The 23,864-nt window shown below is 57.7% G+C and carries 17 protein-coding genes; 8 read left to right on the top strand and 9 right to left on the bottom strand.

The window, feature by feature from the left end:
- Nucleotide 1: 1 nt before the first annotated feature.
- Nucleotides 2–2,449: a glycogen phosphorylase gene (gene glgP, locus DFO52_RS19545; RefSeq protein ID WP_029740650.1), complete on the top strand. Its 2,448-nt coding sequence runs from the start codon at nt 2–4 to the stop codon at nt 2,447–2,449.
- 95 nt (nt 2,450–2,544) lie between these two features.
- Here glgP and glpD read toward each other — a convergent pair whose 3' ends face one another.
- On the bottom strand, nt 2,545–4,053 hold the full coding sequence (glpD, locus tag DFO52_RS19540) for a glycerol-3-phosphate dehydrogenase (RefSeq protein ID WP_029740649.1): 1,509 nt from the start codon (nt 4,051–4,053) through the stop codon (nt 2,545–2,547).
- A 188-nt stretch (nt 4,054–4,241) separates the two neighbouring features.
- Between glpD and glpE the strand changes: the two genes are divergently transcribed.
- The 3 genes from glpE to DFO52_RS19525 are packed head-to-tail and all read left to right on the top strand — an operon-like array spanning nt 4,242 to nt 6,227.
- A complete protein-coding gene (glpE, locus tag DFO52_RS19535) occupies nt 4,242–4,574 on the top strand; it encodes a thiosulfate sulfurtransferase GlpE (protein WP_006177908.1) in 333 nt (110 codons plus the stop codon).
- Between the two features lie 47 nt (nt 4,575–4,621).
- Complete coding sequence (gene glpG / locus DFO52_RS19530) at nt 4,622–5,452, top strand: rhomboid family intramembrane serine protease GlpG (RefSeq protein WP_133551028.1); 831 nt, start codon at nt 4,622–4,624, stop codon at nt 5,450–5,452.
- 16 nt (nt 5,453–5,468) lie between these two features.
- Nucleotides 5,469–6,227 carry a DeoR/GlpR family transcriptional regulator gene (locus DFO52_RS19525; RefSeq protein WP_133551027.1) on the top strand — a complete coding sequence of 253 codons (759 nt, stop codon included), beginning with the start codon at nt 5,469–5,471 and terminating at the stop codon, nt 6,225–6,227.
- Between the two features lie 56 nt (nt 6,228–6,283).
- Here DFO52_RS19525 and malT read toward each other — a convergent pair whose 3' ends face one another.
- Nucleotides 6,284–8,989: an HTH-type transcriptional regulator MalT gene (gene malT, locus DFO52_RS19520; protein WP_133551026.1), complete on the bottom strand. Its 2,706-nt coding sequence runs from the start codon at nt 8,987–8,989 to the stop codon at nt 6,284–6,286.
- Nucleotides 8,990–9,575: 586 nt separating this feature from the next.
- Here malT and malP point away from each other — a divergent pair.
- Both malP and malQ read left to right on the top strand, forming a co-directional pair.
- Entirely contained in the window at nt 9,576–11,969 is a 2,394-nt protein-coding gene (gene malP / locus DFO52_RS19515) for a maltodextrin phosphorylase (protein WP_029742189.1), read from the top strand.
- A gap of 9 nt (nt 11,970–11,978) precedes the next feature.
- A complete protein-coding gene (gene malQ / locus DFO52_RS19510) occupies nt 11,979–14,057 on the top strand; it encodes a 4-alpha-glucanotransferase (protein WP_038417785.1) in 2,079 nt (692 codons plus the stop codon).
- Between the two features lie 67 nt (nt 14,058–14,124).
- Here the strand turns inward: malQ and gntT are convergent, their stop codons facing one another.
- The 3 genes from gntT to gntX form a co-directional block, all read right to left on the bottom strand.
- Nucleotides 14,125–15,441: a gluconate transporter gene (gene gntT / locus DFO52_RS19505; protein WP_029742207.1), complete on the bottom strand. Its 1,317-nt coding sequence runs from the start codon at nt 15,439–15,441 to the stop codon at nt 14,125–14,127.
- 329 nt (nt 15,442–15,770) lie between these two features.
- Entirely contained in the window at nt 15,771–16,346 is a 576-nt protein-coding gene (gene nfuA / locus DFO52_RS19500; protein WP_008503055.1) for a Fe-S biogenesis protein NfuA, read from the bottom strand.
- 61 nt (nt 16,347–16,407) lie between these two features.
- Nucleotides 16,408–17,091, bottom strand: a complete 684-nt coding sequence (gntX, locus tag DFO52_RS19495; RefSeq protein ID WP_133551025.1) for a DNA utilization protein GntX — start codon at nt 17,089–17,091, stop codon at nt 16,408–16,410.
- A gap of 36 nt (nt 17,092–17,127) precedes the next feature.
- Between gntX and bioH the strand changes: the two genes are divergently transcribed.
- Complete coding sequence (gene bioH / locus DFO52_RS19490) at nt 17,128–17,901, top strand: pimeloyl-ACP methyl ester esterase BioH (RefSeq protein ID WP_133551024.1); 774 nt, start codon at nt 17,128–17,130, stop codon at nt 17,899–17,901.
- Between the two features lie 111 nt (nt 17,902–18,012).
- Entirely contained in the window at nt 18,013–18,282 is a 270-nt protein-coding gene (locus DFO52_RS19485; RefSeq protein WP_023309499.1) for a YdgH/BhsA/McbA-like domain containing protein, read from the top strand.
- A gap of 33 nt (nt 18,283–18,315) precedes the next feature.
- On the opposite strand, the gene feoC is transcribed toward DFO52_RS19485, so the two are convergent.
- From feoC to DFO52_RS19465, 4 genes are all read right to left on the bottom strand, one after another.
- Nucleotides 18,316–18,552, bottom strand: a complete 237-nt coding sequence (gene feoC, locus DFO52_RS19480) for a [Fe-S]-dependent transcriptional repressor FeoC (RefSeq protein ID WP_024907906.1) — start codon at nt 18,550–18,552, stop codon at nt 18,316–18,318.
- A 10-nt stretch (nt 18,553–18,562) separates the two neighbouring features.
- The gene (gene feoB / locus DFO52_RS19475) at nt 18,563–20,881 is read right to left on the bottom strand and encodes a Fe(2+) transporter permease subunit FeoB (RefSeq protein WP_133551023.1); all 2,319 of its coding nucleotides are present in this window, start codon (nt 20,879–20,881) and stop codon (nt 18,563–18,565) included.
- 30 nt (nt 20,882–20,911) lie between these two features.
- On the bottom strand, nt 20,912–21,139 hold the full coding sequence (gene feoA, locus DFO52_RS19470; protein ID WP_008503050.1) for a ferrous iron transporter A: 228 nt from the start codon (nt 21,137–21,139) through the stop codon (nt 20,912–20,914).
- Between the two features lie 337 nt (nt 21,140–21,476).
- Complete coding sequence (locus DFO52_RS19465; protein ID WP_029740485.1) at nt 21,477–23,807, bottom strand: Tex family protein; 2,331 nt, start codon at nt 23,805–23,807, stop codon at nt 21,477–21,479.
- Nucleotides 23,808–23,864: the final 57 nt, after the last annotated feature.

Below are 23,864 nucleotides of genomic sequence, written 5' to 3'. Positions count from 1 at the left end.
TATGAACGCTCCATTTAGCTACTCTTCACCCACGCTCAGCGTTGAGGCGTTAAAGCACTCCATCGCCTACAAGCTGATGTTCACCATCGGGAAAGATCCGGTTATAGCCAACAAGCACGAGTGGCTGAACGCCACCCTGTTTGCGGTGCGTGACCGCTTAGTTGAACGCTGGCTGCGCTCAAACCGCGCCCAGCTCTCGCAGGAAACGCGTCAGGTTTACTACCTGTCGATGGAATTTTTGATTGGCCGCACGCTTTCCAACGCGCTGTTGTCGCTCGGTATTTATGACGACGTCAAAACCGCCCTGGAAGAGATGGGGTTAGATTTAGAAGAACTGATCGACGAAGAGAACGACCCGGGCCTCGGCAACGGCGGCCTGGGGCGTCTCGCCGCCTGCTTCCTCGACTCGCTGGCAACGCTGGCGCTGCCGGGCCGCGGCTACGGTATTCGCTACGACTACGGTATGTTCAAACAGAACATCGTCGACGGGCGCCAGAAAGAGTCGCCGGACTACTGGCTGGAGTACGGCAACCCGTGGGAGTTTAAGCGCCACAATACGCGCTACAAGGTGCGCTTTGGCGGACGTATCCAGCAGGAAGGCAAAAAATCCCGCTGGGTAGAAACGGAAGAGATCCTGGCCGTGGCCTACGACCAGATAATCCCCGGCTATGACACCGATGCCACCAACACGCTGCGCCTGTGGAGCGCTCAGGCCAGTAGCGAAATTAACCTCGGTAAATTCAACCAGGGTGACTACTTTGCGGCGGTGGAAGATAAAAACCACTCCGAGAACGTGTCCCGCGTGCTGTATCCGGATGACTCGACCTACTCCGGCCGCGAGCTGCGCCTGCGTCAGGAATATTTCCTCGTCTCTTCGACGATTCAGGATATCCTCAGCCGCCACCATCAGCTGCACAAAACCTACGCCAACCTGGCGGAGAAAACGGCGATTCACCTTAACGACACCCACCCGGTGCTTTCCATTCCGGAGCTGATGCGCCTGCTGATTGACGAGCATAAGTTCAGCTGGGATGACGCGTTTGAAGTGACCTGTCAGGTGTTCTCCTACACCAACCACACGCTGATGAGCGAAGCGCTGGAAACGTGGCCGGTGGACATGCTCGGCAAAATCCTGCCGCGCCATCTGCAGATCATCTTTGAGATTAACGACTACTTCCTGAAGACGCTGCAGGAGCAGTACCCGAACGATACCGGGCTGCTGAGCCGCGCGTCCATCATTGATGAGTCAAACGGTCGCCGCGTGCGTATGGCCTGGCTGGCGGTCGTCATCAGCCACAAGGTCAACGGCGTGTCCGAGCTCCACTCGAACCTGATGGTGCAGTCGCTGTTTGCGGACTTCGCGAAGATCTTCCCGACGCGGTTCTGCAACGTGACCAACGGCGTCACGCCGCGCCGCTGGCTGGCGCTGGCCAACCAGCCGCTCTCTGAGGTGCTGGATGAGAATATTGGCCGTACCTGGCGGACCGATTTGAGCCAGCTGAGCGAGCTGGAACAGCACATTGATTTCCCGACGGTGAACAAAGCCGTGCGCGAAGCCAAGCTGCTGAACAAAAAGCGTCTGGCGGTCTGGCTGGCGATGCACCTCAACGTGGTGGCAAACCCGAAAGCGCTGTTCGACGTTCAGATCAAACGCATCCACGAATACAAGCGTCAGCTGATGAACGTGCTGCACGTAATCACCCATTACAACCGCATCAAGGCCGATCCAACGGCCGAATGGGTGCCGCGCGTGAAGATCTTCGCCGGTAAGGCGGCCTCCGCCTACTACATGGCGAAGCACATCATTCATCTCATCAACGATGTGGCGAAGGTGGTTAACCAGGATCCGGATATTGGCGACAAGCTGAAGGTGGTGTTCATTCCGAACTACAGCGTAAGCCTGGCGCAGATGATCATCCCGGCGGCGGATCTCTCTGAGCAGATTTCCACGGCGGGTACGGAAGCATCCGGCACCAGTAACATGAAGTTTGCCCTTAACGGCGCGCTGACCATCGGCACGCTGGACGGGGCGAATGTCGAGATGCTGGAGCACGTGGGCGAAGAAAATATCTTTATCTTCGGTAATACGACGGAAGAGGTGGAGGCGCTGCGCAGGAAAGGCTACTCGCCACGTCAATATTACGAAGAGGATGAAGAGTTACGTCAGGTGCTGACGCAGATCGCGACCGGCGTGTTTAGCCCTGATGAACCGAGCCGCTATCGCGATCTGGTGGACTCGCTGATTAACTTTGGCGATCACTACCAGGTGCTGGCGGATTATCGCAGCTACGTGGACTGTCAGGATAAGGTGGACGAACTGTATCGCCAGCAGGAGAAGTGGACCAGCGCCGCGATGTATAACATCGCCAATATGGGCTATTTCTCGTCCGACAGGACCATCAAGGAGTATGCCGAGACGATCTGGCATATTGATCCGGTGAGGTTATAAAAGCAAAACGGCAACCTCGGTTGCCGTTTTTAGTGTTTGTACCCTCTCCCTGTGGGAGAGGGTCAGGGTGAGGGCATCAGCCCGCACCGATCGTATTACGACGCCAGCGAAAGCTCACGCTTCCCCGCATTTTGCAGTAACCACTGCGCCACGCGAGACTGTTGCTCGGCGTTGAGCCACATCCCTTCTTTGGTACGACGCCAGATAGCATCATCCAGGCGACGAACCCACTCATGCTCAACCAGGTAACGCAGCTCGGCTTCGTACAGCTCGTGGCCGAAATGCTCGCCCAGATCCGCAATGTCCTTCGCATCGCCCAGGAACAGCTCGGTATTGCTGCCGTAGGTGCGGGCATAGTGGCGCGCCATTCCTTCGGTGATGAACGGGAAGCGACGGCGCAGCTTCGCGGCGTAATCATCGCGGTTATCGCCGATATCACCGCCGGGCAGTACCGCGCCTTTGGTCCATGCCGGGCCAATGCCTTTGTAGTACGGCGCCAGTTTTTCCAGCGCGTGCTCGGCCAGCTTGCGGTAGGTGGTCAGCTTGCCGCCAAACACGGAAAGCAGCGGCGCCTGACCGTCAACGTCGTGAATATCGAGCGTATAGTCGCGGGTAATCGCCTGCGGCGAGTCAGACTCGTCATCGCACAGCGGACGCACGCCGGAGTAGGTCCAGACCACGTCGTCGCGTGACAGCTGCTTCCTGAAGTGCGCGTTATACACTTTGAGCAGGTAGTTCACTTCGCTCTCGTCGATCTCGACGTTCTTCGGATCGCCTTTGTACTCCACGTCGGTGGTGCCGATGATCGAGAATTCGTCCATCCACGGGATCACAAACACGATGCGCTTGTCTTCGTTCTGCAGAATGTAGGCCTGCTTCTGCGTATGCACGCGCGGCACCACAATGTGGCTGCCCTTGATCAGGCGAATGCCGTACGGCGAAGGCAGATGCATGCCGTCATCGAAGAACTGCTTCACCCACGGGCCAGTAGCGTTCACCAGGCCGCGCGCTTTCCAGCTGAATTTCTCGCCGGTATCGATGTCTTCCGCTTCCACAATCCACAGGCCGTTTTCACGACGGGCAGCGGTCGCGCGGGTACGGGTTTTCACCTCGCCACCTTTCTTCTCGACCATCTGGGCATTCGCCAGCACCAGACGCGCATCGTCCACCCAGCAGTCTGAATATTCGAAACCGCGCACGATTTCTGGCTTAAGGACCGATTCTGAGCCAAAACGCAAACCTTTCGAACCCGGGAGGCTGGTGCGTTTACCCAGATGATCGTACATAAACAGACCAATTCGGATCATCCACGCCGGACGCAGATGCGGGCGATGGGGCAGGCGGAAGCGCATCGGGATAGCCAGATGCGGCGCCATTTTCAGCAGCACTTCACGTTCGGCCAGTGCTTCACTGACCAGGCGGAATTCGTAGTGTTCCAGGTAGCGCAGGCCACCGTGAATCAGTTTGGAGCTGGCGGACGACGTCGCGCAGGCGAGATCGTTAGCTTCCAGCATCAGTACGGATAAACCGCGTCCTGCGGCATCGACCGCAATACCGGCACCGTTGATGCCACCGCCTATCACAATCAGATCTTTGGTTTCCATAACACCCTCATGCACTTTCGTTAAAGCTCAGAAATGTTCGATATCGCTCATAATAGCAAAGGAACGCGCTTTTGGTAACATCAAAAAAACAATTTAGAGTGATATGGATAACATAATGGCGTTTACCCGCCGCCAGGACGTACACTACGGGGTAAAATCTTGTCGTTGACCACTGTAAAGAGAACACCATGGATCAGTTTGAATGTATTAACGTAGAAGAAGCCCACCAGAAGATGCACCAGGGAAAAGCGGTGCTGGTGGACATCCGCGATCCGCAGAGTTTTGCGATGGGCCACACGCCGGGCGCGTTTCATCTCACCAACGACACGCTGGGCGCGTTTATGCGCGATAACGACTTCGAGACGCCGGTGATGGTCATGTGCTACCACGGCAACAGCAGCAAGGGCGCGGCGCAGTATCTGCTTCAGCAGGGCTACGACGCGGTATACAGCGTCGACGGCGGCTTCGATGCCTGGCATCGTCATTTCCCGGCAGAAGTGGAATACGCTTTTGAGCGCTGATCCCGCTATACTGTCCCCTTTTGTGTGGAAATAAGCGACCGCTGCCCATGTTGATGATCACCTCTTTTACCAACCCGCGCGTCGCCCAGGCGTTTGTCGACTATATGGCGACGCAGGGCGTTATTCTGACCATTCAGCAACATAACCAGACCGACGTCTGGCTGGCCGACGAGGGACAGGCCGCGCGCGTAAACGAAGAGCTGGCGCGTTTTCTTGAGAACCCCGGCGACCCGCGCTATCTGGCGGCCAGCTGGCAGTCCGGGCAGACCGACAGCGGACTGCACTACAGCCGTTTTCCCTTCCTTGCCACCATCCGCGAACGCGCGGGCCCGTTTACGCTGCTGCTGATGGCGGCCTGCATTATCGTCTTCATTATTATGAACGTGGTGGGCGACCAGAGCGTGATGATTGCCCTGGCCTGGCCCTATGACCCGTCTCTTGAGTTTGACGTCTGGCGCTATTTTAGCCACGCGCTGATGCACTTCTCGGTGATGCATATCCTCTTCAACCTGCTCTGGTGGTGGTATCTCGGTGGTGCCGTTGAAAAGCGTCTGGGCAGCGGCAAGCTGATCGTTATCACCCTTATCAGCGCCCTGCTGAGCGGCTATGTGCAGCACAAGTTCAGCGGGCCGTGGTTCGGCGGGCTGTCGGGCGTCGTGTATGCCCTGATGGGCTATGTCTGGCTTCGCGGGGAGCGCGATCCGGAAAGCGGCATCTATCTGCAGCGCGGATTAATAACCTTTGCGTTAATATGGCTAATTGCCGGATGGTTTGATCTGTTTGGTATGTCTATCGCCAACGGTGCACACGTCGCCGGGCTGGCCGTGGGGCTGGCGATGGCGTTTGCCGACACGCTCCATGCGCGAAAACGAACATAATTCTCAGGGATAATTGATGAAACAAACACAACGTCATGACGCTATTATCGAACTGGTAAAAAAACAGGGATACGTCAGCACCGAAGAGCTGGTGGAGCAGTTTGCCGTCAGCCCACAAACCATCCGTCGTGACCTGAACGACCTGGCCGAACAGAACCGCATTCTTCGCCACCACGGCGGGGCGGCGCTGCCGTCCAGTTCGGTCAACACCTCCTGGCACGACCGTAAAGCCACGCAGACGGCAGAGAAAGAGCGCATTGCCCGCAAGGTCGCCAGCCAGATCCCGAACGGGGCGACGCTGTTTATTGATATCGGCACCACGCCGGAAGCGGTGGCCCATGCGCTGCTGGATCACGAGAACCTGCGCGTGGTCACCAACAACCTGAACGTGGCCAATACCCTGATGCAGAAAGACGACTTCCGCATCATCCTCGCGGGCGGCGAACTGCGCAGCCGCGACGGCGGGATTATCGGCGAAGCGACCCTCGATTTTATCTCTCAGTTCCGCCTCGACTTCGGCATTCTCGGGATCAGCGGCATCGACAGCGACGGCTCGCTGCTGGAGTTTGACTATCACGAGGTGCGCACCAAGCGCGCGATTATTGAAAACTCACGCCACGTGATGCTGGTGGTGGATCATTCCAAGTTTGGCCGTAACGCGATGGTGAACATGGGCAGCATCAGCATGGTGGATGCGGTCTATACCGACGTGATGCCGCCGGCGGGCGTGATGCAGGTGATTAAAGATAATAATTTGCAGTTAGAGTTGTGTTGAAAAGCCGTTCCCCCTCTCCCTGTGGGAGAGGGCCGGGGTGAGGGCATCAGGCAAACCTAAACCCCATACCCCATCATCTTCAACAATTGCTGCGCATGCTGCACCGCATCCTGACGATGCGCCACGCCCAGCTTCTGATACAGATTGCGGATATGCGTTTTGATGGTGGTCGCCGCCACTGCGAGCTCGCCGGCAATCTGCTCGTTGCTGTAGCCTGAATAGATCAGCCCCAGAACCTGCCATTCGCGCTGGGTGAGCGGGCTGGTGCGGATAAGTTCCGGCACTTCCGGATGGTTCAGCAGACGTTCAACGAAGTTCTCATCAAAATGCGCGAACTTGTGCCGATGATGCTGGTTAATCTCGCGCAGGATGCGCTGGGCGCGATGCTGGTCCAGCTCCGGCAGCGTGTTGAGCTGAATAAGCTGACGCAGCTGCTGCGCCATCACTTCACCTTCAATCACAAAGTGGCTGATAAACCCGGTGCGGTTAGCCAGCTGCAGCGCTTCCAGCAGCACGCGCTGGGCATCGTTTTTACGACCCGCCTGCCAGTAGAGCTGGTTCAGCAGCAGCAGGTTGCGGTTCAGGTCGCTCATCAGACGCAGGCTGCGCGCGTTCTCGTTCAGCTCTTCCAGCACAATCTCTGCGGGCTCTATTTCACCGAGCAGGATCTGCGCGCGGGCAATGTTGCGCCACTGGCTCTGCAGGAAGTGGTTGTTAGCAAATTCCGGTTTTGGCGTCTGACGCAGCCAGTTGGCGGCGGATTTTTTATCGCCGGTCATCTGCCAGTAAATCACCCGGACCTTATCGGCGTTAGAGACCCAGTCGCTATGATACTGACCGTTGCCGAGCAGGTTCTCCAGGCGGTTCAGATGGTTGCGGGCGTTATCGAGATCGCCGCGCGCCAGCGAGCACTGCACCAGCAGCGCCAGGCACTGCAGCTGCTGCTGAGGCTGGAAGCTGGAAAGGACATCCACACCCTGGCGGGCGCAGCTTTCCGCTTCATCCAGACGTGACCATGCCCACAGCAGCTGAGCGCGAATACGCAACAGGAACTCGTGCATTGGCAGCTGTTCCAGATGCTGTTCACGAATCAGCTGGAACGCTTTTTCCTGGTTTTCCCAAGCGGCCTGCAGGAACCCCTGCGCGAATAAAATCTCGCTCTGTTGGATCAGGCTCCACAGCGCGTAATGCCAGACATCATGACGACGCGCCATCTGTTCGGTTTGCTGCATCAGTGAAAGCGAACGCGTGAGGTCGCCCTTGCAGTGCAGCACTTCGCCGTGCACCGAGGTCGCCACGATGCGGCTGTAGAAGTTAGCCAGCGGCAGCTCGTCCAGCGCGACCATCGCCAGCCGTTCAGCTTCGTCCGGGTCGCCGTCGTTAATGGCCACCTGAGCGCGCAGCGCGTTAAATTCGCCGTGCAGGGTGGTATCCATTTCGCTTTCCATCTCCTGCTCGGCGCGCGCCAGCAGGGTGTTCACTTCGCTGTAGCGGTGCTGGCTCTGCATCAGCCAGGCCTGCAGCAGCACCAGACGCGGGTTCTCCAGCAGGCTTTCCCACGGCAGGGCTTTGAGAGACTCTTCCAGCAGCGTCAGCTCGCTGTGGTTAAACAGGCCCCACGCATGGTTGAGGAGGATATCGCGCAGCATGCTGGCATCACCGGCGGCCAGCGCGTGGTGGATGGCCTCGCTCGGGAAGCCTTGCGCCATCCAGCTTTCGGCAGCGGCGCGGTGGATCTCCGGCAGTTCAGCCGCCAGTTCCCACTGACAGCGCTGGCGCAGGAAGCTGCCAAACAGCGGGTGATAGCTAAACCACTCGCCGGGATCGTCCATGCGCGTCAGGAAAAGGCCCTGACGTTCAATCTCTTCGAGCTGCAGCTGGCCGTTTTCACAGCCCGTCACGCGCACGATGAGCGCATCGTTCATGGAGCGTAGCAGCGAGCTTTTCAGCAGGAAATTACGCGTCGAGGGATCGACGCTGTCCAGCACCTCATCCACCAGGTAGTCAGAAAGGTGACTGGCGTTGATGCCCGCCAGACGCCGCGCAGACTGATGCGCCGGACTGTTGTTTTGTCGGGCAGAGAGCGCGATAAGCTGCAGCGCCGTGGCCCAGCCGGCAACGTCATCACACAGACGGCTGCTCTCGGCGGCCTCAATCGGTGATGTCAGGCGGCAGTCAAAGAACTGTTTCGCTTCCTGGTGGGTAAAGGCCAGCTGCTGGCTGCCCACTTCCAGAAGCTGATCGCGCACGCGCAGGTTGGCAATACCCAGCTGCGGCAGGTTGCGTGACAGCACCACTAAAGTCAGGTTTTCCGGCTGATGGCGCAGGAAGAAACGCATCGATTCATGAATCACCGGGTTAGTGATGAGATGGTAATCATCAATCACCACGTAAAGCGGGCGATGCCATTCGGCCAGTTCGATAAACAGCTGAGAGAAAAGGGAGGACAGGCTGGCGTACTGGCGCTTTTGCACCATCACCTCACTGGCGACGCAGTGTCCATGGGTGGCTTGCTGTATAGCGGCAATCAGATAGCTGGCAAAACGCTCCTGCTGATTATCGCCCTCGTCGAGGGAGTACCAGCCAAGATCGCTTTTACCCGCGGCCCATTGCGAAATGAGCGTTGTTTTTCCATAGCCTGCAGGGCTCGTAACCAGCGCCAGTCGGAAATTATGCGCGCCGGAAAGTTTAGCCAACAGACGCTCGCGGACCACTGTATGGTCAAGACGAACCGGGCGACTTAATTTAGACGGAATCAACATAGGTTTCACTTCACTGTGGGGAACGAGAGATTTTATTTTTTTTGCGCTTCGTAATTAATAGGATATAAGGTCGAACAGAAAGAGAACTATTGCAAGTTATGTCTGGGTTTTGTGGTTCTGAATTTGCACTCTGTCACAAAACATTCAGGCAAATGTTGGAACTTTCTCGAAAGGGGCTTAACGCCGCGTCACTACTGGCTTGTCTGGATTCGTTACCGCTGCGCTGAAACTGGTTTCAGAAAGGTATAGTGACGTCAAATTTAATAAAGTGCGGGTAAAGTTGAGTGAGAGTAATAGTCTCCGGAGATGTAACCCGATGACTAAATTATTATTCTACGTAAGTAATCATTTCAGAACGGATTAATTTCACCCGAAACTGCATTTCATTTCTTTGACATTCTCCCCGGTTACTTTTTTATCTTCCGGGCACACTCGAACTATGCTCTGAGAGTGGCCACGATCACACTTTTATGCTCATCCCCGCTACTCCTCCCTGTCTAATCCCCCACAGGAGGAGGAAGAGGGGAAATGAGCCAGGCACACTAGCGCCAACTTGTGTTTTCTTTCTAAAGGATGCCGATCCCCTATGTCACAGCCTACCTTCAACAAAGCTCAATTCCAGGCTGCCCTGACGCGTCAGTGGCAGCGTTTTGGCCTTCATGCTGCAAACGAGATGACGCCTCACCAGTGGTGGCAGGCCGTGAGCGGTGCGCTCGCAGAGCAGCTGGATGCTCAACCGGTGGCGAAGCCTGTTAAAGGCCAGCGTCACGTGAACTATATCTCGATGGAATTCCTGATTGGCCGCCTGACCGGCAACAACCTGCTGAACCTGGGCTGGTATCAGGACGTCGGCGATGTGCTGAAAGAACACGACATTAACCTGACCGACCTGCTGGAAGAAGAGACTGACCCGGCGCTGGGCAACGGCGGCCTGGGACGTCTGGCAGCCTGTTTCCTTGACTCTATGGCGACCGTCGGCCAATCGGCGATCGGCTATGGTCTGAACTACCAGTACGGCCTGTTCCGTCAGTCGTTTGCCGATGGCCATCAGATGGAAGCGCCGGACGACTGGCATCGCAATACCTATCCGTGGTTCCGCCACAACGCGCAGCTGGATGTGCAGGTCGGCATTGGTGGGAAAGTGACAAAGCAGGGGCTCTGGGAACCGGCGTTCACCATTACCGGTGAAGCCTGGGATCTGCCGGTGCTCGGCTACCGTAACGGCGTGGCGCAGCCGCTGCGTCTGTGGCAGGCGAAGCACGCGCATCCGTTTAACCTGACCAAATTTAACGACGGCGATTTCCTGCGCGCCGAGCAGCAGGGCATCGACGCCGAGAAGCTGACCAAAGTCCTCTACCCGAACGACAACCACCTGGCCGGTAAAAAGCTGCGCCTGATGCAGCAGTACTTCCAGTGCGCATGCTCCGTGGCGGACATTCTGCGTCGCCATCACCTGGCGGGCCGCAAGCTGGCGCAGCTGCCGGACTTCGAAGTGATTCAGCTCAACGATACGCACCCGACGATTGCCATCCCGGAACTGCTGCGCGTGCTGATCGACGAGCATCAGCTGAGCTGGGACGACGCCTGGGCCATCACCAGCCGTACCTTTGCCTACACCAACCACACTCTGATGCCAGAGGCGCTCGAGTGCTGGGATGAGAAGCTGGTGAAAACGCTGCTGCCGCGCCACATGCAGATCATCAACAAGATTAACGACCAGTTTAAAACCCTGGTGGCTAAAACCTGGCCGGGCAACAAAGCGGTCTGGGCGAAGCTGGCGGTGGTTCACGACAAGCAGGTGCGCATGGCGAACATGTGCGTGGTTAGCGGCTTTGCGGTGAACGGCGTGGCGGCGCTGCACTCGGATCTGGTGGTCAAAGATCTCTTCCCGGAATACCACCAGCTGTGGCCGACCAAATTCCACAACGTGACCAACGGCATCACGCCGCGTCGCTGGATCAAGCAGTGCAACCCGCTGCTGGCCGGTCTGCTGGATAAGACCCTGAAGAAAGAGTGGGCCAACGATCTGGACCAGCTCATCAACCTGGAAAAATACGCTGACGACGCGAAATTCCGCGAGCAGTACCGGGCGATCAAGCTGGAGAACAAGGTTCGCCTGGCGGAGTTTGTGAAAGTGCGTACCGGCATTGAGATCAACCCGAACGCCATTTTCGATATCCAGATTAAACGTCTGCACGAGTACAAACGTCAGCACCTGAACCTGCTGCACATTCTGGCGCTGTACAAAGAGATCCGCGAGAACCCGCAGGCTGACCGCGTGCCGCGCGTGTTCCTGTTCGGTGCGAAAGCGGCGCCGGGCTACTACCTGGCGAAAAACATTATCCTCGCCATCAATAAAGTGGCGGCGGCGATCAACAGCGATCCGAAGGTGGGCGACAAGCTGAAGGTGGTGTTCCTGCCGGACTACTGCGTCTCGGCGGCTGAAATGCTGATCCCGGCGGCGGATATTTCCGAGCAGATCTCTACCGCAGGGAAAGAGGCGTCCGGTACCGGCAACATGAAGCTGGCGCTGAACGGCGCGCTGACCGTCGGTACGCTCGACGGGGCCAACGTCGAAATCGCCGAGAAGGTGGGTGAAGAGAATATCTTCATCTTCGGCCATACCGTGGAAGAGGTGAAAGCCATCAAGGCCAAAGGCTATGACCCGGTGAAATGGCGTAAGAAAGACAAAGTGCTCGACGCGGTGCTGAAGGAGCTGGAAAGCGGTAAATACAGCGACGGCGACAAGCACGCGTTTGACCAGATGCTGCACAGCATGGACAAACACGGCGGTGACCCGTATCTGGTGATGGCGGACTTCACGGCCTATGTAGAAGCGCAAAAGCAGGTCGACGTGATGTATCGTGACCAGGAGGCGTGGACCCGCGCGTGCATTCTGAATACTGCCCGCTGCGGTATGTTCAGCTCTGACCGTTCAATCCGTGATTATCAGGCCCGTATCTGGCAGGCAAAACGCTAAGGAAGCGCGATGGAGAGTAAACGTCTGGACAGCGCCGCGCAGGCGGCGGGGATCAGCCTCAGTTACATAAATGCGCACGGCAAACCGCAGTCTATTGGCGCCGACACCAAAAGACGTTTGCTGGACGCCATGCACAAAGCCGACGCGAAAGCGTCGGTTGCGCCGGTGCCGAACGTGAAGGTGTTCACCGCAGGCAAAAAGATGCCGCTGGCGGTGGAGGGGCGCGGCGAGTTTAGCTGGCTGCTCACCACCGAAGAGGGGCATCAGCACAAAGGCCACGCCACCGGCGGCAAAACGTTAAACCTTCCGGCGAAGCTGCCGGAGGGGTATCACACCCTCACGCTCACCCAGGATGACCTGCGTTTCCACTGCCGGGTGATCGTCGCGCCAAAACGCTGCTACGAGCCGCAGGCGCTGCTCGAAGGCAAAAAGCTGTGGGGCGCCTGCGTGCAGCTCTACACCCTGCGCTCCGACAGCAACTGGGGCATCGGTGATTTTGGCGATCTGAAAAAGATGCTGGCTTCCGTGGGCGAGCGCGGCGGCGCGTTTATTGGCCTCAACCCGATCCACGCGCTCTATCCGGCCAACCCGGAGAGCGCCAGCCCGTATAGCCCGTCGTCCCGTCGCTGGCTGAACGTGATTTATATCGACGTTAACGCGTTAGATGACTTCAAAAATAGCAAAGAGGCGCAGGCGTGGTGGAAACTCAGCACCACGCAGCAGGCGCTGAAGCAGGCGCGCGACGCAGACTGGGTGGACTATTCCACCGTCACGGCGCTGAAAATGGCCGCGCTGCGTCTGGCGTGGAAAGGCTTTTCGCAGCGCGATGACGAGCAGATGGCCGCGTTCCGCCAGTTTGTGACGCAGGAGGGCGAGAGCCTGTACTGGCAGGCGGCGTTTGATGCGCTGCACGCGTATCAGGTGAAAGAGGACGAAATGCGCTGGGGCTGGCCGGTCTGGCCTGACGCCTATCAGTCCGTCGACACGCCTGAAGTGAAAGCGTTCTGTGAAAAATATGCCGATGAAGTGGACTTCTACCTGTGGCTGCAGTGGCTGGCGTACAGCCAGTTTGCCGCCTGCTGGCAGGTGAGCCAGGGCTATAAGATGCCGATCGGCCTTTATCGCGACCTGGCCGTGGGCGTGGCGGAAGGCGGCGCGGAAACCTGGTGCGACCGCGAGCTTTACTGTCTGAAAGCCTCCGTCGGCGCGCCGCCGGATATCCTTGGCCCGCTCGGCCAGAACTGGGGGTTGCCGCCGATGGATCCGCACGTCATGGCGGCGCGTGCCTACGAGCCGTTCATCGACCTGCTGCGCGCGAACATGCAGAACTGCGGCGCGCTGCGTATCGACCACGTGATGTCCGTGCTGCGCCTGTGGTGGATCCCGTACGGTGAAACCGCCGATCACGGGGCGTACGTGCAGTACCCGGTTGACGATCTGCTGTCGATCCTGGCGCTGGAAAGTAAGCGCCATCAGTGCATGGTGATCGGTGAAGATCTCGGTACCGTGCCGGTGGAAATTGTCAGCAAGCTCCGCGACAGCGGCGTCTACTCCTATAAAGTGCTCTATTTTGAAAACGACCATGAGAAAACCTTCCGCGCGCCGAAAGCGTACCCTGAACAGTCAATGGCAGTCGCGACGACGCATGACCTTCCTACGCTTCGTGGCTATTGGGAAAGCGGCGACCTGACGCTCGGCAAAACGCTGGGGCTGTATCCTGATGAAGAGGTTCTGCGCGGCCTGTATCAGGATCGCGAGCTCTCGAAACAGGGGCTGCTGGATGCGCTTCACAAGCAGGGCTGTCTGCCGAAACGTGCCGGACATAAGGCGTCGTTGATGTCGATGACCGCTACCCTCAATCGTGGCCTGCAGCGCTATATTGCCGACAGCAACAGCGCCCTGCTGGGCCTGCAGCCGGAAGACTGGATTGATATGGCGGAGCCGGTGAACATTCCAGGCACCAGCTATCAGTACAAGAACTGGCGTCGCAAGCTGTCCACAACGCTTGAGAAGATGTTTGCCGATGACGGGGTGAACAAGCTGATTAAGGATTTGGACAAGCGGCGAAAAGCGGCCGCGAAGAAGTGATAAAAAAACCCGCCAGTGGCGGGTTTTTTATTGCCGGGTAAGCGTAGCGCCACCCGGCTTTTTTACATCAAACCACCATATTCAACAGCAGCACCCCGACCAGACCACACACCGAAATAATGGTTTCCAGCGCGGACCAGGATTTGATGGTTTCACCGATCGTCAGGTTGAAGTACTCCTTGAACAGCCAGAAGCCAGGGTCGTTAACGTGAGAGAAAATCACGCTACCGGAACCGACGGCGATAACCATCAGCTCAGGGCTTACGCCCGTTGTCGCAATCAGCGGGGCAACGATACCGCCCGCGGTGATCGCCGCAACGGTTGCAGAACCCAGCGCAATACGCAGAACCGCGGCAATAGACCAGGCCATCAGGAGCGGCGATACGTTGGTTTCATGCATCATGGCAGCGATGTATTTGTCCACGCCGCTGTCGACCAGAACCTGCTTGAACGCACCGCCACCGCCGATGATCAGAAGCATCATGGCAATGATTTTGATGGAAGAGGTCAGCGTGTCGTTGATCTGATCCATAGAACGGCCGCGGTTCAGGCCGAAAGTGAACATCGCGATCAGCACGGCAATCAGCGTTGCCATCACCGGGTCACCCAGGAATTCCGCAACGGACAGGAACGGATGACCTTTCGGCAGGATCATCTCCGCCACGGCGCGCATCGCCATCAGGATCACCGGTACCAGAGAGGTCCAGACGCTGACGCCAAAACCAGGCATCTCTTCTTCGGTGAAGGTTTTGGCGCTGTACAGACCTTCCGGAATCGGCTTATCAATGCCTTTCAGGAAGCGGGCGTAAACCGGGCCAGCCAGAATCACCGTTGGGATCGCCAGAATCGTACCGAACAGCAGGGTTTTACCCATATCCGCGTGGAAAATGGTTGCGATAGCGGTTGGGCCCGGGTGCGGCGGCAGGAAGCCGTGAGTCACGGACAGCGCCGCAGCCATTGGCACACCGACATACAGCAGCGGGATGTTTGCCGCAGCCGCGATGGTGAACACCAGCGGCAGCATCAGCACGAAGCCCACTTCATAGAACAGCGCGAAGCCGACGGTAAAACCGGTTAACACCACGGCCCACTGAATGTGCTGTTTACCGAATTTGGCAATCAGGGTGGTGGCAATACGCTGTGCGCCCCCGCAGTCCGCCAGCATTTTGCCGAGCATGGCGCCGAAGCCCATGATCAGCGCCAGGCTGCCGAGCGTGCCGCCGACGCCGGCTTTGATGGAACTGATAACTTTAACCAGCGGCATACCCTGCATCAGACCGACTGCAAGTGCCACCAGAACCAGAGCGATAAATCCGTTCAGCTTGAAGCGGATCATCAAGAGCAGTAATAACACAACACCGATAGCAACGATGACTAATGGCATGATTTACCTGGCCTTTGAATTGTTATGGGTAACGTCATTGTTTCAACGACAAATTCCGATTGTCCCAACTGGGAACAGAGTGTTAACGGCACTCATACTGATGCCTTCGAAACCATTAAGTTTAGTCGGCTGTTATAAGGATGCTGAGTGCCCACGAGAATGATACGGGTAACATGACTTGATTGAGAATCACCCTGGGAGGGTAAATTTGAATTATGAGACGCAGGTCAACATATAGAGGGAGAGGGCTGGGGTGAGGGCATCAGACCTCACTATTTTTGTAGGCCCGGTAAGCGCGGCGCCACCGGGCAATACGGACGGATACTGAATCAGTAGTAAGAGTGCTCGCCGCGCTGGTGCTCGGTCAGGTCACGCACGCCTTTCAGTTCCGGGAACTCGTTCAGCAGCTGCTTCTCGATCCCTTCTTTCAGCGTTACATCGACCATGGAACAGCCGTTACAGCCGCCACCAAACTGCAGAATGGCAAAACCTTCGTCGGTGATTTCCATCAGGGAAACACGACCGCCGTGGCCCGCCAGCTGTGGGTTGATCTGGGATTGCAGCAGATACTCAACGCGTTCCATCAGCGGGGCATCGTCAGACACTTTACGCATTTTCGCGTTCGGCGCTTTCAGGGTCAGCTGAGAACCCAGCTGATCGGTGACGAAGTCGATCTCCGCATCTTCAAGATACGGTGCGCTCAGCTCATCAACGTAGGCGGTGAGCTGTTCAAATTTAAGGGCAGTGTCAGTCGCTTCCACAGCGTCCGGAGGACAATAAGAAACACCACATTCTGCATTCGGAGTGCCTGGATTAATCACAAACACGCGGATCTGCGTCCCTTCTTCCTGATTTGCCAGCAGTTTGGCAAAGTGCGCTTGTGCAGAATCGGAAATACGGATCATAGCTTTGGCCTAATAGTTGACTAAATTACCTGGGTATAATCATACGCCCATTGAAGAAGGGCTACAAGGTACGGCACAGACACCATACCTGAACCGACGCGGCGCCGCTTCGCAAAAGCAGTCGGGAAAGTTCAGCAACGGTACTGCCCGTGGTGACGACATCATCCACAATCGCGATATGGAGACCGTCGACCGGCAATTCAAGGCGAAAGGCATTTTTGAGGTTTCTTTTGCGAAGCCGGGCGCTGAGTTGATGCTGGATGGCGGTGGCATGAACACGCGTCAGCGCGCGGGCCTCGTACCGACAGCCGAGCCACCGCGCGAGGGGACGGCAGAGCAGGTCACTCTGGTTATAGCCGCGCCGCCAGTGCCGACGTCGGTATAAAGGGACATTCACCACCATGTCGATTTTCGCCAGAGCCCGCTGACGTCGCGCCTGCAAAACCGCCAGCAATAGCAGGCGGGCAAGGGGCTGTGCCAGCGAGCTCTGCCCGGAAAACTTCAGCGCATGAACCAGTCTGCTCAGCGGGGGGACATAATCATCCACGGCCACCAGCGCGCTCCACGGCGGGGATTTTTTCAGGCAGCGGCCACAGGGCAACGAGGGGTTTGTGGCCGGTAAACCACATTGTGGACAGATCCCGATACGCCATTCCAGCGCTCGCGTACAGACGGAGCAGACACCCCACCCGCTGAGCGCCAGCGGCATTTGGCATAGCCAGCACAAGCCGGGTACTGTTAGCATGTGCAACCTCCATGTGAAAAAAGAGAACAGTAACTGATGAAGACGCTGTGGTGGCAGACCGTAGGGACAGGAAATTGCCATCTTGTGCTGCTGCACGGATGGGGCCTGAACGCGGAGATATGGCATTGCATACGTGAGGAACTTGCCTCGCATTTCACACTGCATCTGGTGGATTTACCCGGCTTTGGCCGCAGCCGCGGGTATGGCGCGTTGTCGCTTGATGAGATGGCGCAGCAGGTTCTGGACGCTGCGCCGCAAAACGCGGTCTGGCTGGGCTGGAGCCTGGGCGGGCTGGTGGCGAGCCAGATTGCGCTGTCGCGGCCTGACCGCGTAAAAGCGCTGGTGACGGTGGCGTCATCGCCCTGTTTTAGCGCGCAGGAAGAGTGGCCGGGGATCAAGCCTGACGTACTGGCGGGCTTCCAGCAGCAGCTGAGCGACGATTTCCAGCGGACCGTAGAGCGGTTCCTGGCATTGCAGACAATGGGCACTGACACCGCGCGTAAAGATGCCCGAACGCTGAAGCAGACCGTGCTTTCGCTGCCGATGCCGGAGGTTGAGGTGCTAAACGGCGGTCTTGAACTCCTGAAAACGGTTGACCTGCGCGAGCCGCTGGCCGCGCTGACGATGCCGCACCTGCGTATCTATGGTTACCTCGACGGGATCGTGCCGCGCAAAGTGGTTCCGCTGCTGGATTCGCTCTGGCCGGACAGTGAATCGCAGATCATTGCTAAAGCCGCACATGCCCCGTTTATCTCTCATCCGACGGAGTTTTGTTCAGCGCTGATTGCGTTAAGTCAACGTTTAGACTGATTATTTTCTATCCAGCCTGGAAAAAGTTACACACCGCAACCATACTCCTGATGTCGTTGCGGTTGTTCTGCCTACGATAATCAAAACAACAATCCTATGGAGAGTCAGGCTATGAAACTTGTTACAGGTATTGTCACTTCTCTGGTTATTGGGTCACTGTCATTTGGCGTCTTTGCGGCAAAAGAGCTGGAAAAAGATAAAGTTGCCGGCATGAATTTGACGAAAATTGGTGAGATTTCTACGTCTGACACCACCGCGCCGATGGACGCGAGAAAAGAGCTGTCGAAGAAAGCGGATGAGCTGGGCGGAACGTACTATGTCGTCACCAGCGCTGAAAAACAGACCAAAAACGTACGCGCAACGGCGGACGTCTACAAGTAATACGATAAAGCCGGGCAGCGATGCCCGGCTTTGTTAACGCAGCGCCCACCACTCCCTGAGGCAGGCCTTTCCTTCCGGACAGCTTTTACAACTGCCGGAGAGACAACCGTCCGCGTCTTCCTGAATCCGCACGGCTTTCCCCATGGCTTCCAGTCTTTCCAGCATGGCATCGATCATCGGCTGCGGCGTATGCAGGCTGAGGCTCAGCTGTTTCGCCTCCATTCGCCCTTGCAGTGCCAGCAGGTCACGAACCTGAATCAACGATGCCATGGTGTGCTCCTTAGTGACAGTCGCCCGCCGGGCTGCTGCAGCAGGTCGCGGCGGTTTTACGGTTTGCCAGCAGGTCGATGTCGACGCGGCTGCGCGCCCGCCGCAGCAGACCAAGCACGATCGCGTTAAACAGCACAACCGCGAGAATGCAGACCAGGCTGTAGCGCGGATGCTGGCTGAAGTTACCGGTTTGATAAAAGAGCGTCGACAGCGAGTACGCAATGTTTAACCCCCACAGGATGGAGAAGCCCATCCAGCCGCGGCTGGACTCGCGGGCAATCGCCCCCATCACGGAGATGCACGGAATGTAGAGCAGAACAAAGATGAGGTAGCTGTAGGCTGCGGACGCGCTGCCAAATTTCTCGCCCATCACGCCCATGGCACCCGTCGCCATTTCGCCGTCGCCTTTGCTGGCCTCAATAGGGTTCGCCAGCACGCTCAGGCTGAAGGTGTCTTTCAGGCTCTGCCAGGTTTCCTCTACGGCACCCAGCAGTTCATGACCGAGATGAAACTCTGCCGGATTAAATTCCTGTTCCTGAATGTTCTCGGCGGTGTAAAGCGTGTTCAGGGTGCCGACAACCACCTCTTTCGCCATCGCTCCGGTGAACAGCCCGACGGTTGCCTGCCAGTTATCCTCATGCACGCCAATCGGCTTGAAGACCGGCGTGATGACGCGGCTGACGGAGGCGAGGGCAGAGTCGTTGATTTTATCTGCCGCCTGTCCGCTGAGGGTGAAGCTGTTCAGCGCGCTCAGGAAAATGCTGACGATGACAATCACCTTACCGGCGCGCAGCACAAAGCCCTTCAGGCGCTGCCAGGTCTGGATCGCAAGGCTTTTCAGATGCGGCACGTGATACACCGGTAGCTCCATCACAAACGGCGACGCTTCACCGCGCATGATGGTGTGCTTCAGCATTAAACCGGTAAGAATAGCCATCACGATGCCCAGCACGTACAGCGAGAAGACCGCCAGCGCGCCCTGCTGGCCGAAGAAGGCTGCGGCAAAGACCGCAAAGATTGCCAGACGGGCACCGCAGGACATAAACGGCGCCATCATGATGGTCATCAGACGTTCACGCGGCGCATCCAGGGTGCGTGCGCCCATCACCGACGGTACGTTACAGCCGAAGCCGACAATCAGCGGGACGAAGGATTTACCCGGTAGACCCAGCGCCTGCATCAGACGATCCATCACAAACGCGGCGCGCGCCATGTAGCCGGAATCTTCCAGGAACGAGAGGAACAGATACATCATGCCGATCTGAGGCACCAGAGGCAGAACGGTGTTGATACCGCCGCCGATCCCCTGCGCGAGGAAGATGGTTAACCATTCCGGGAAGTGCAGGGTGTAACCCACCCACTGAATACCGTGTACGAAGACCGCGACGGAACCGGCGTCGAAAATGGGCTGGAGTGCGCCGCCGATGTTAATGGCGAGCAGGAACATCACGTACATCACCAGCAGGAAGATGGGCAAACCGAGGAAGCGGTTAAGCACAACCTTATCCACCGCCGCCGTAAAGCGGCTGGGCTCTGCCGTCAGGGCGTTGCTGACAACGTCGCAAATTGAGGCGATGGCCTGGTAACGCGCGTCGGCGATGTGCAGCGCCGGGTCGTCCAGCTCGTCGCTAAGACGGGCCACCGTCGCGTCCAGCTTATCTGCCGCATGTCCGGCGTAAGCGCGGCTGTAGATATCCCCTTCCAGCATCTGCAGGCCAAGCCACAGGCGCTGTTTTGCAGGCATGCTGTTGTCCATCTCCTGCGCCAGCACATTGGCTTCGCGCAGGAGAGGCTGCGCGTAATGCACCAGCTCAATGTCGCGATTACCCTGGTGACGGTCAATGGACAGCTTCAGCGCATCAATACCGCGAGCGCGCGTCGAGACCAGCGGAACGACCGGGCAACCCAGGCGCGCGGAGAGGGCATCGACGTCGATACGCAGCTTTTGTTTCTCCGCAATGTCGAGCATGTTGAGCGCCACGATGCAGGGGATCCCCAGCTCCAGCAGCTGCAGCGTCAGATAAAGGTTACGTTCGAGATTGGAAGCGTCGACCACGTTGATCAGCAGGTCCGCGTCGCCGCCAAGAATATAGTGGCAGGCAATCTGCTCATCGAGCGAAGTTTGCGACGAAATGGTGGTTAAGGAGTAGGTGCCGGGAAGGTCAACCAGCGTCACCTGGCTGTCCGTTGTCGTGAACTGGCCTTCTTTACGCTCAACCGTCACGCCCGCCCAGTTGCCCACGCGCTGGCGGGCTCCGGTCAGCTGGTTAAAAAGGGTGGTCTTGCCGGAATTAGGATTGCCAATTAAGCCAATAGTTAACTTTTTCATTTTTTTAGACTCACTGAAACCGCTGGCTTGTTATCGGGATAAGGCTTCGACTTCTATTAACGCGAGGTCTTTCTTACGCAGCACCAGATTTACGCGGCGGGTTTCGATATGAACCGGATCGCCCAGCGGCGCCACGCGCACGACCTGGAATGACGAGCCGGGCAGCATGCCCAGCGACAGCAGCTTTTGCCGATAGGCCGGGCTAATTTCGCGGGTAAAACCGGTAATCTTCCATGCACTGTCTGGAGTGAATTGCATAACGCCTGATTCCACGAAAGGTTAAATTATCTACTATGGGATGATAATGAGAATAGTTTTTATCAGCAATATTAAAACTGTGACGGAATGTTGTTTACGGTATTAATTTACGGCCTGTTTGACCTGGCTCAATATTTGCTGAATTGCCTGGAAAACGAAAAGGGGAGTATTTGTTAACGGGGTGATAATTCGTGGTTTAAATATGGCTATGCAATCGGTTTCATATATTTCGATATGATTTTATTCCCCCCACCCATGAGGACGTGGGGAAAAGACCGCACCGCGCGCTCCCCTCTCCCTTCCGGGGAGAGGGTTAGGGTGAGGGGCATTGACAACCTTAGCGTTTCTTACCCATCGCTGCCGCCAGCGCATCCATCATCGCGCTGTTGCCTGCAGGCTGAGCGTCACGTCCGCGGGGTTTTGCCGCTTTCGCGGCCGGACGCTGCTGCTCGCGGCCACCGCCGTTTCCGCCACGGCGCGCGTTGGTGTCGCCAGGCTGCTCGTCCAGACGCATGGTCAGGGCGATACGCTTACGCTGCAGATCCACTTCCAGCACTTTGACCTTCACGATGTCGCCCGCTTTGACCACGGTGTGCGGGTCTTCAACGAACTTGTCGGCGAGGGATGAGATATGCACCAGACCGTCCTGATGCACGCCGATATCCACAAACGCGCCAAAGTTGGTGACGTTGGTCACCGCGCCTTCCAGCACCATGCCGGGCAGCAGGTCGTTCATGGTTTCCACGCCGTCGGCAAAGGTCGCCGTTTTGAACTCAGGGCGCGGATCGCGGCCCGGCTTTTCCAGCTCTTTGATGATGTCGGTGACGGTTGGAACACCAAATTTGTCATCGGTGAAATCAACGGCTTTCAGGTTGCGCAGGGCGCTGTTGTCGCCCATCAGGTCTTTCAGCGCCTGCTGGGTGGCGGCCAGAATACGCTCCACAACCGGGTACGCTTCCGGGTGAACGGTGGAGGCATCCAGCGGGTTATCGCCGTGGTTGATGCGCAGGAAGCCCGCGCACTGCTCAAAGGCTTTTGGCCCCAGACGGCTAACCTTCAGCAGCTGCTGACGGTTCTGGAACTGACCGTTCTCATCACGCCAGGCGACGATGTTCTGGGCCATCATGCGGGTTAAGCCCGCCACGCGGGTCAGCAGGGGAACGGAGGCGGTGTTCAGGTCAACGCCGACGGCGTTTACGCAGTCTTCCACCACCGCATCCAGCTTACGCGCCAGCTGAGTCTGGCTCACGTCGTGCTGATACTGGCCCACGCCGATAGATTTCGGGTCGATCTTCACCAGCTCCGCCAGCGGATCCTGCAGGCGGCGTGCGATAGAGACCGCACCGCGCAGGGAAACGTCCAGGTCAGGGAACTCCTGGGCCGCCAGCTCGGATGCGGAATAGACGGATGCCCCGGCCTCGCTGACGATCACTTTCTGTGCCGTCACTTTCGGGAACTGCTTCTGCACGTCGAGGTAGAAACGTTCGGTTTCGCGGGATGCCGTACCGTTGCCGATGGCAACCAGCTCCACGTTGTATTTTTCACACAGCGCCGCCACCACGACGGCCGCTTTGGCTGCCTGGCCGGTGTGCGGATAAATGGTATCGGTCGCCACCAGCTTGCCGGTGCCGTCAACCACAGCGACCTTCACGCCGGTACGCAGACCCGGATCGAGCCCCATAGTCGCACGCAGGCCGGCAGGGGCGGCCATCAGCAGGTCGTGCAGGTTACGGGCGAAGACGTTAATCGCTTCATCTTCGGCGCGCTCGCGCACGGTGCCCATCAGCTCGGTTTCAAGGTGCATCAGCACCTTGATGCGCCAGGTCCAGCTCACCACGCCTTTGCGCCAGCTGTCCGCCGGGGCGTTGTTCAGGCGCAGGCCGAGATGGTCGATAATGATCTGCTCGCAGTGGCTCTCTTTCGGCGGCTCGTCGAACTGCGGGTCGGCGTTCAGGGAGAGCTGGAGCACGCCTTCGTTGCGGCCGCGGAACATCGCCAGCGCGCGGTGTGAAGGGGCGGTAGAAATCGGTTCGTGGTGATCGAAGTAGTCGCGGAATTTCGCGCCTTCTTCCTCTTTACCCGCGACGACGGTAGAGACGATGTGGGCATTCTTCCACAGGTAATCACGCACTTTAGCGAGCAGGGCGGCGTCTTCGGCGAAGCGCTCCATCAGAATGTAGCGTGCGCCGTCGAGGGCGGCCTTGGTGTCCGCTACGCCTTTGTCGGCGTCGATAAATTTGGCGGCTTCGGTTTCCGGGTCGTGGGACGGCTCGTTCCACAGCAGGTCGGCCAGCGGCTCAAGACCCGCTTCAATCGCAATCTGCCCGCGCGTGCGGCGCTTCGGTTTGTACGGCAGATAGAGATCTTCGAGTTCGGTTTTGCTCAGGGTGCCGTTGATGGCGCTTTCAAGCTCGCTGGTCAGCTTGCCCTGTTCGCCGATGGATTTGAGAATCGCCTGACGACGTTCTTCCAGCTCGCGCAGATAGCCCAGACGGGTCTCCAGGTTACGCAGCTGCGTGTCATCCAGACCGCCGGTGACTTCCTTACGATAGCGTGCAATAAACGGCACGGTGTTCCCTTCATCAAGCAGGCGAACGGCAGCTTCTACCTGTTCGGCTCTGGCCTGAATATCACCCGCAATAATGCGGCAGAGCGAATCTTTCATCATGGCTTTATCATCTGTTGAGTCGAAAAAATCAGGGGATAGTTATACGGGCTGACACGG

Source organism: Enterobacter sp. AG326 (assembly GCF_004362415.1).
GTDB lineage: Bacteria > Pseudomonadota > Gammaproteobacteria > Enterobacterales > Enterobacteriaceae > Enterobacter > Enterobacter asburiae.
The sequence above is the reverse complement of the archived record's forward strand: the minus strand, read 5'-3'. Positions and strand labels throughout refer to the sequence as shown.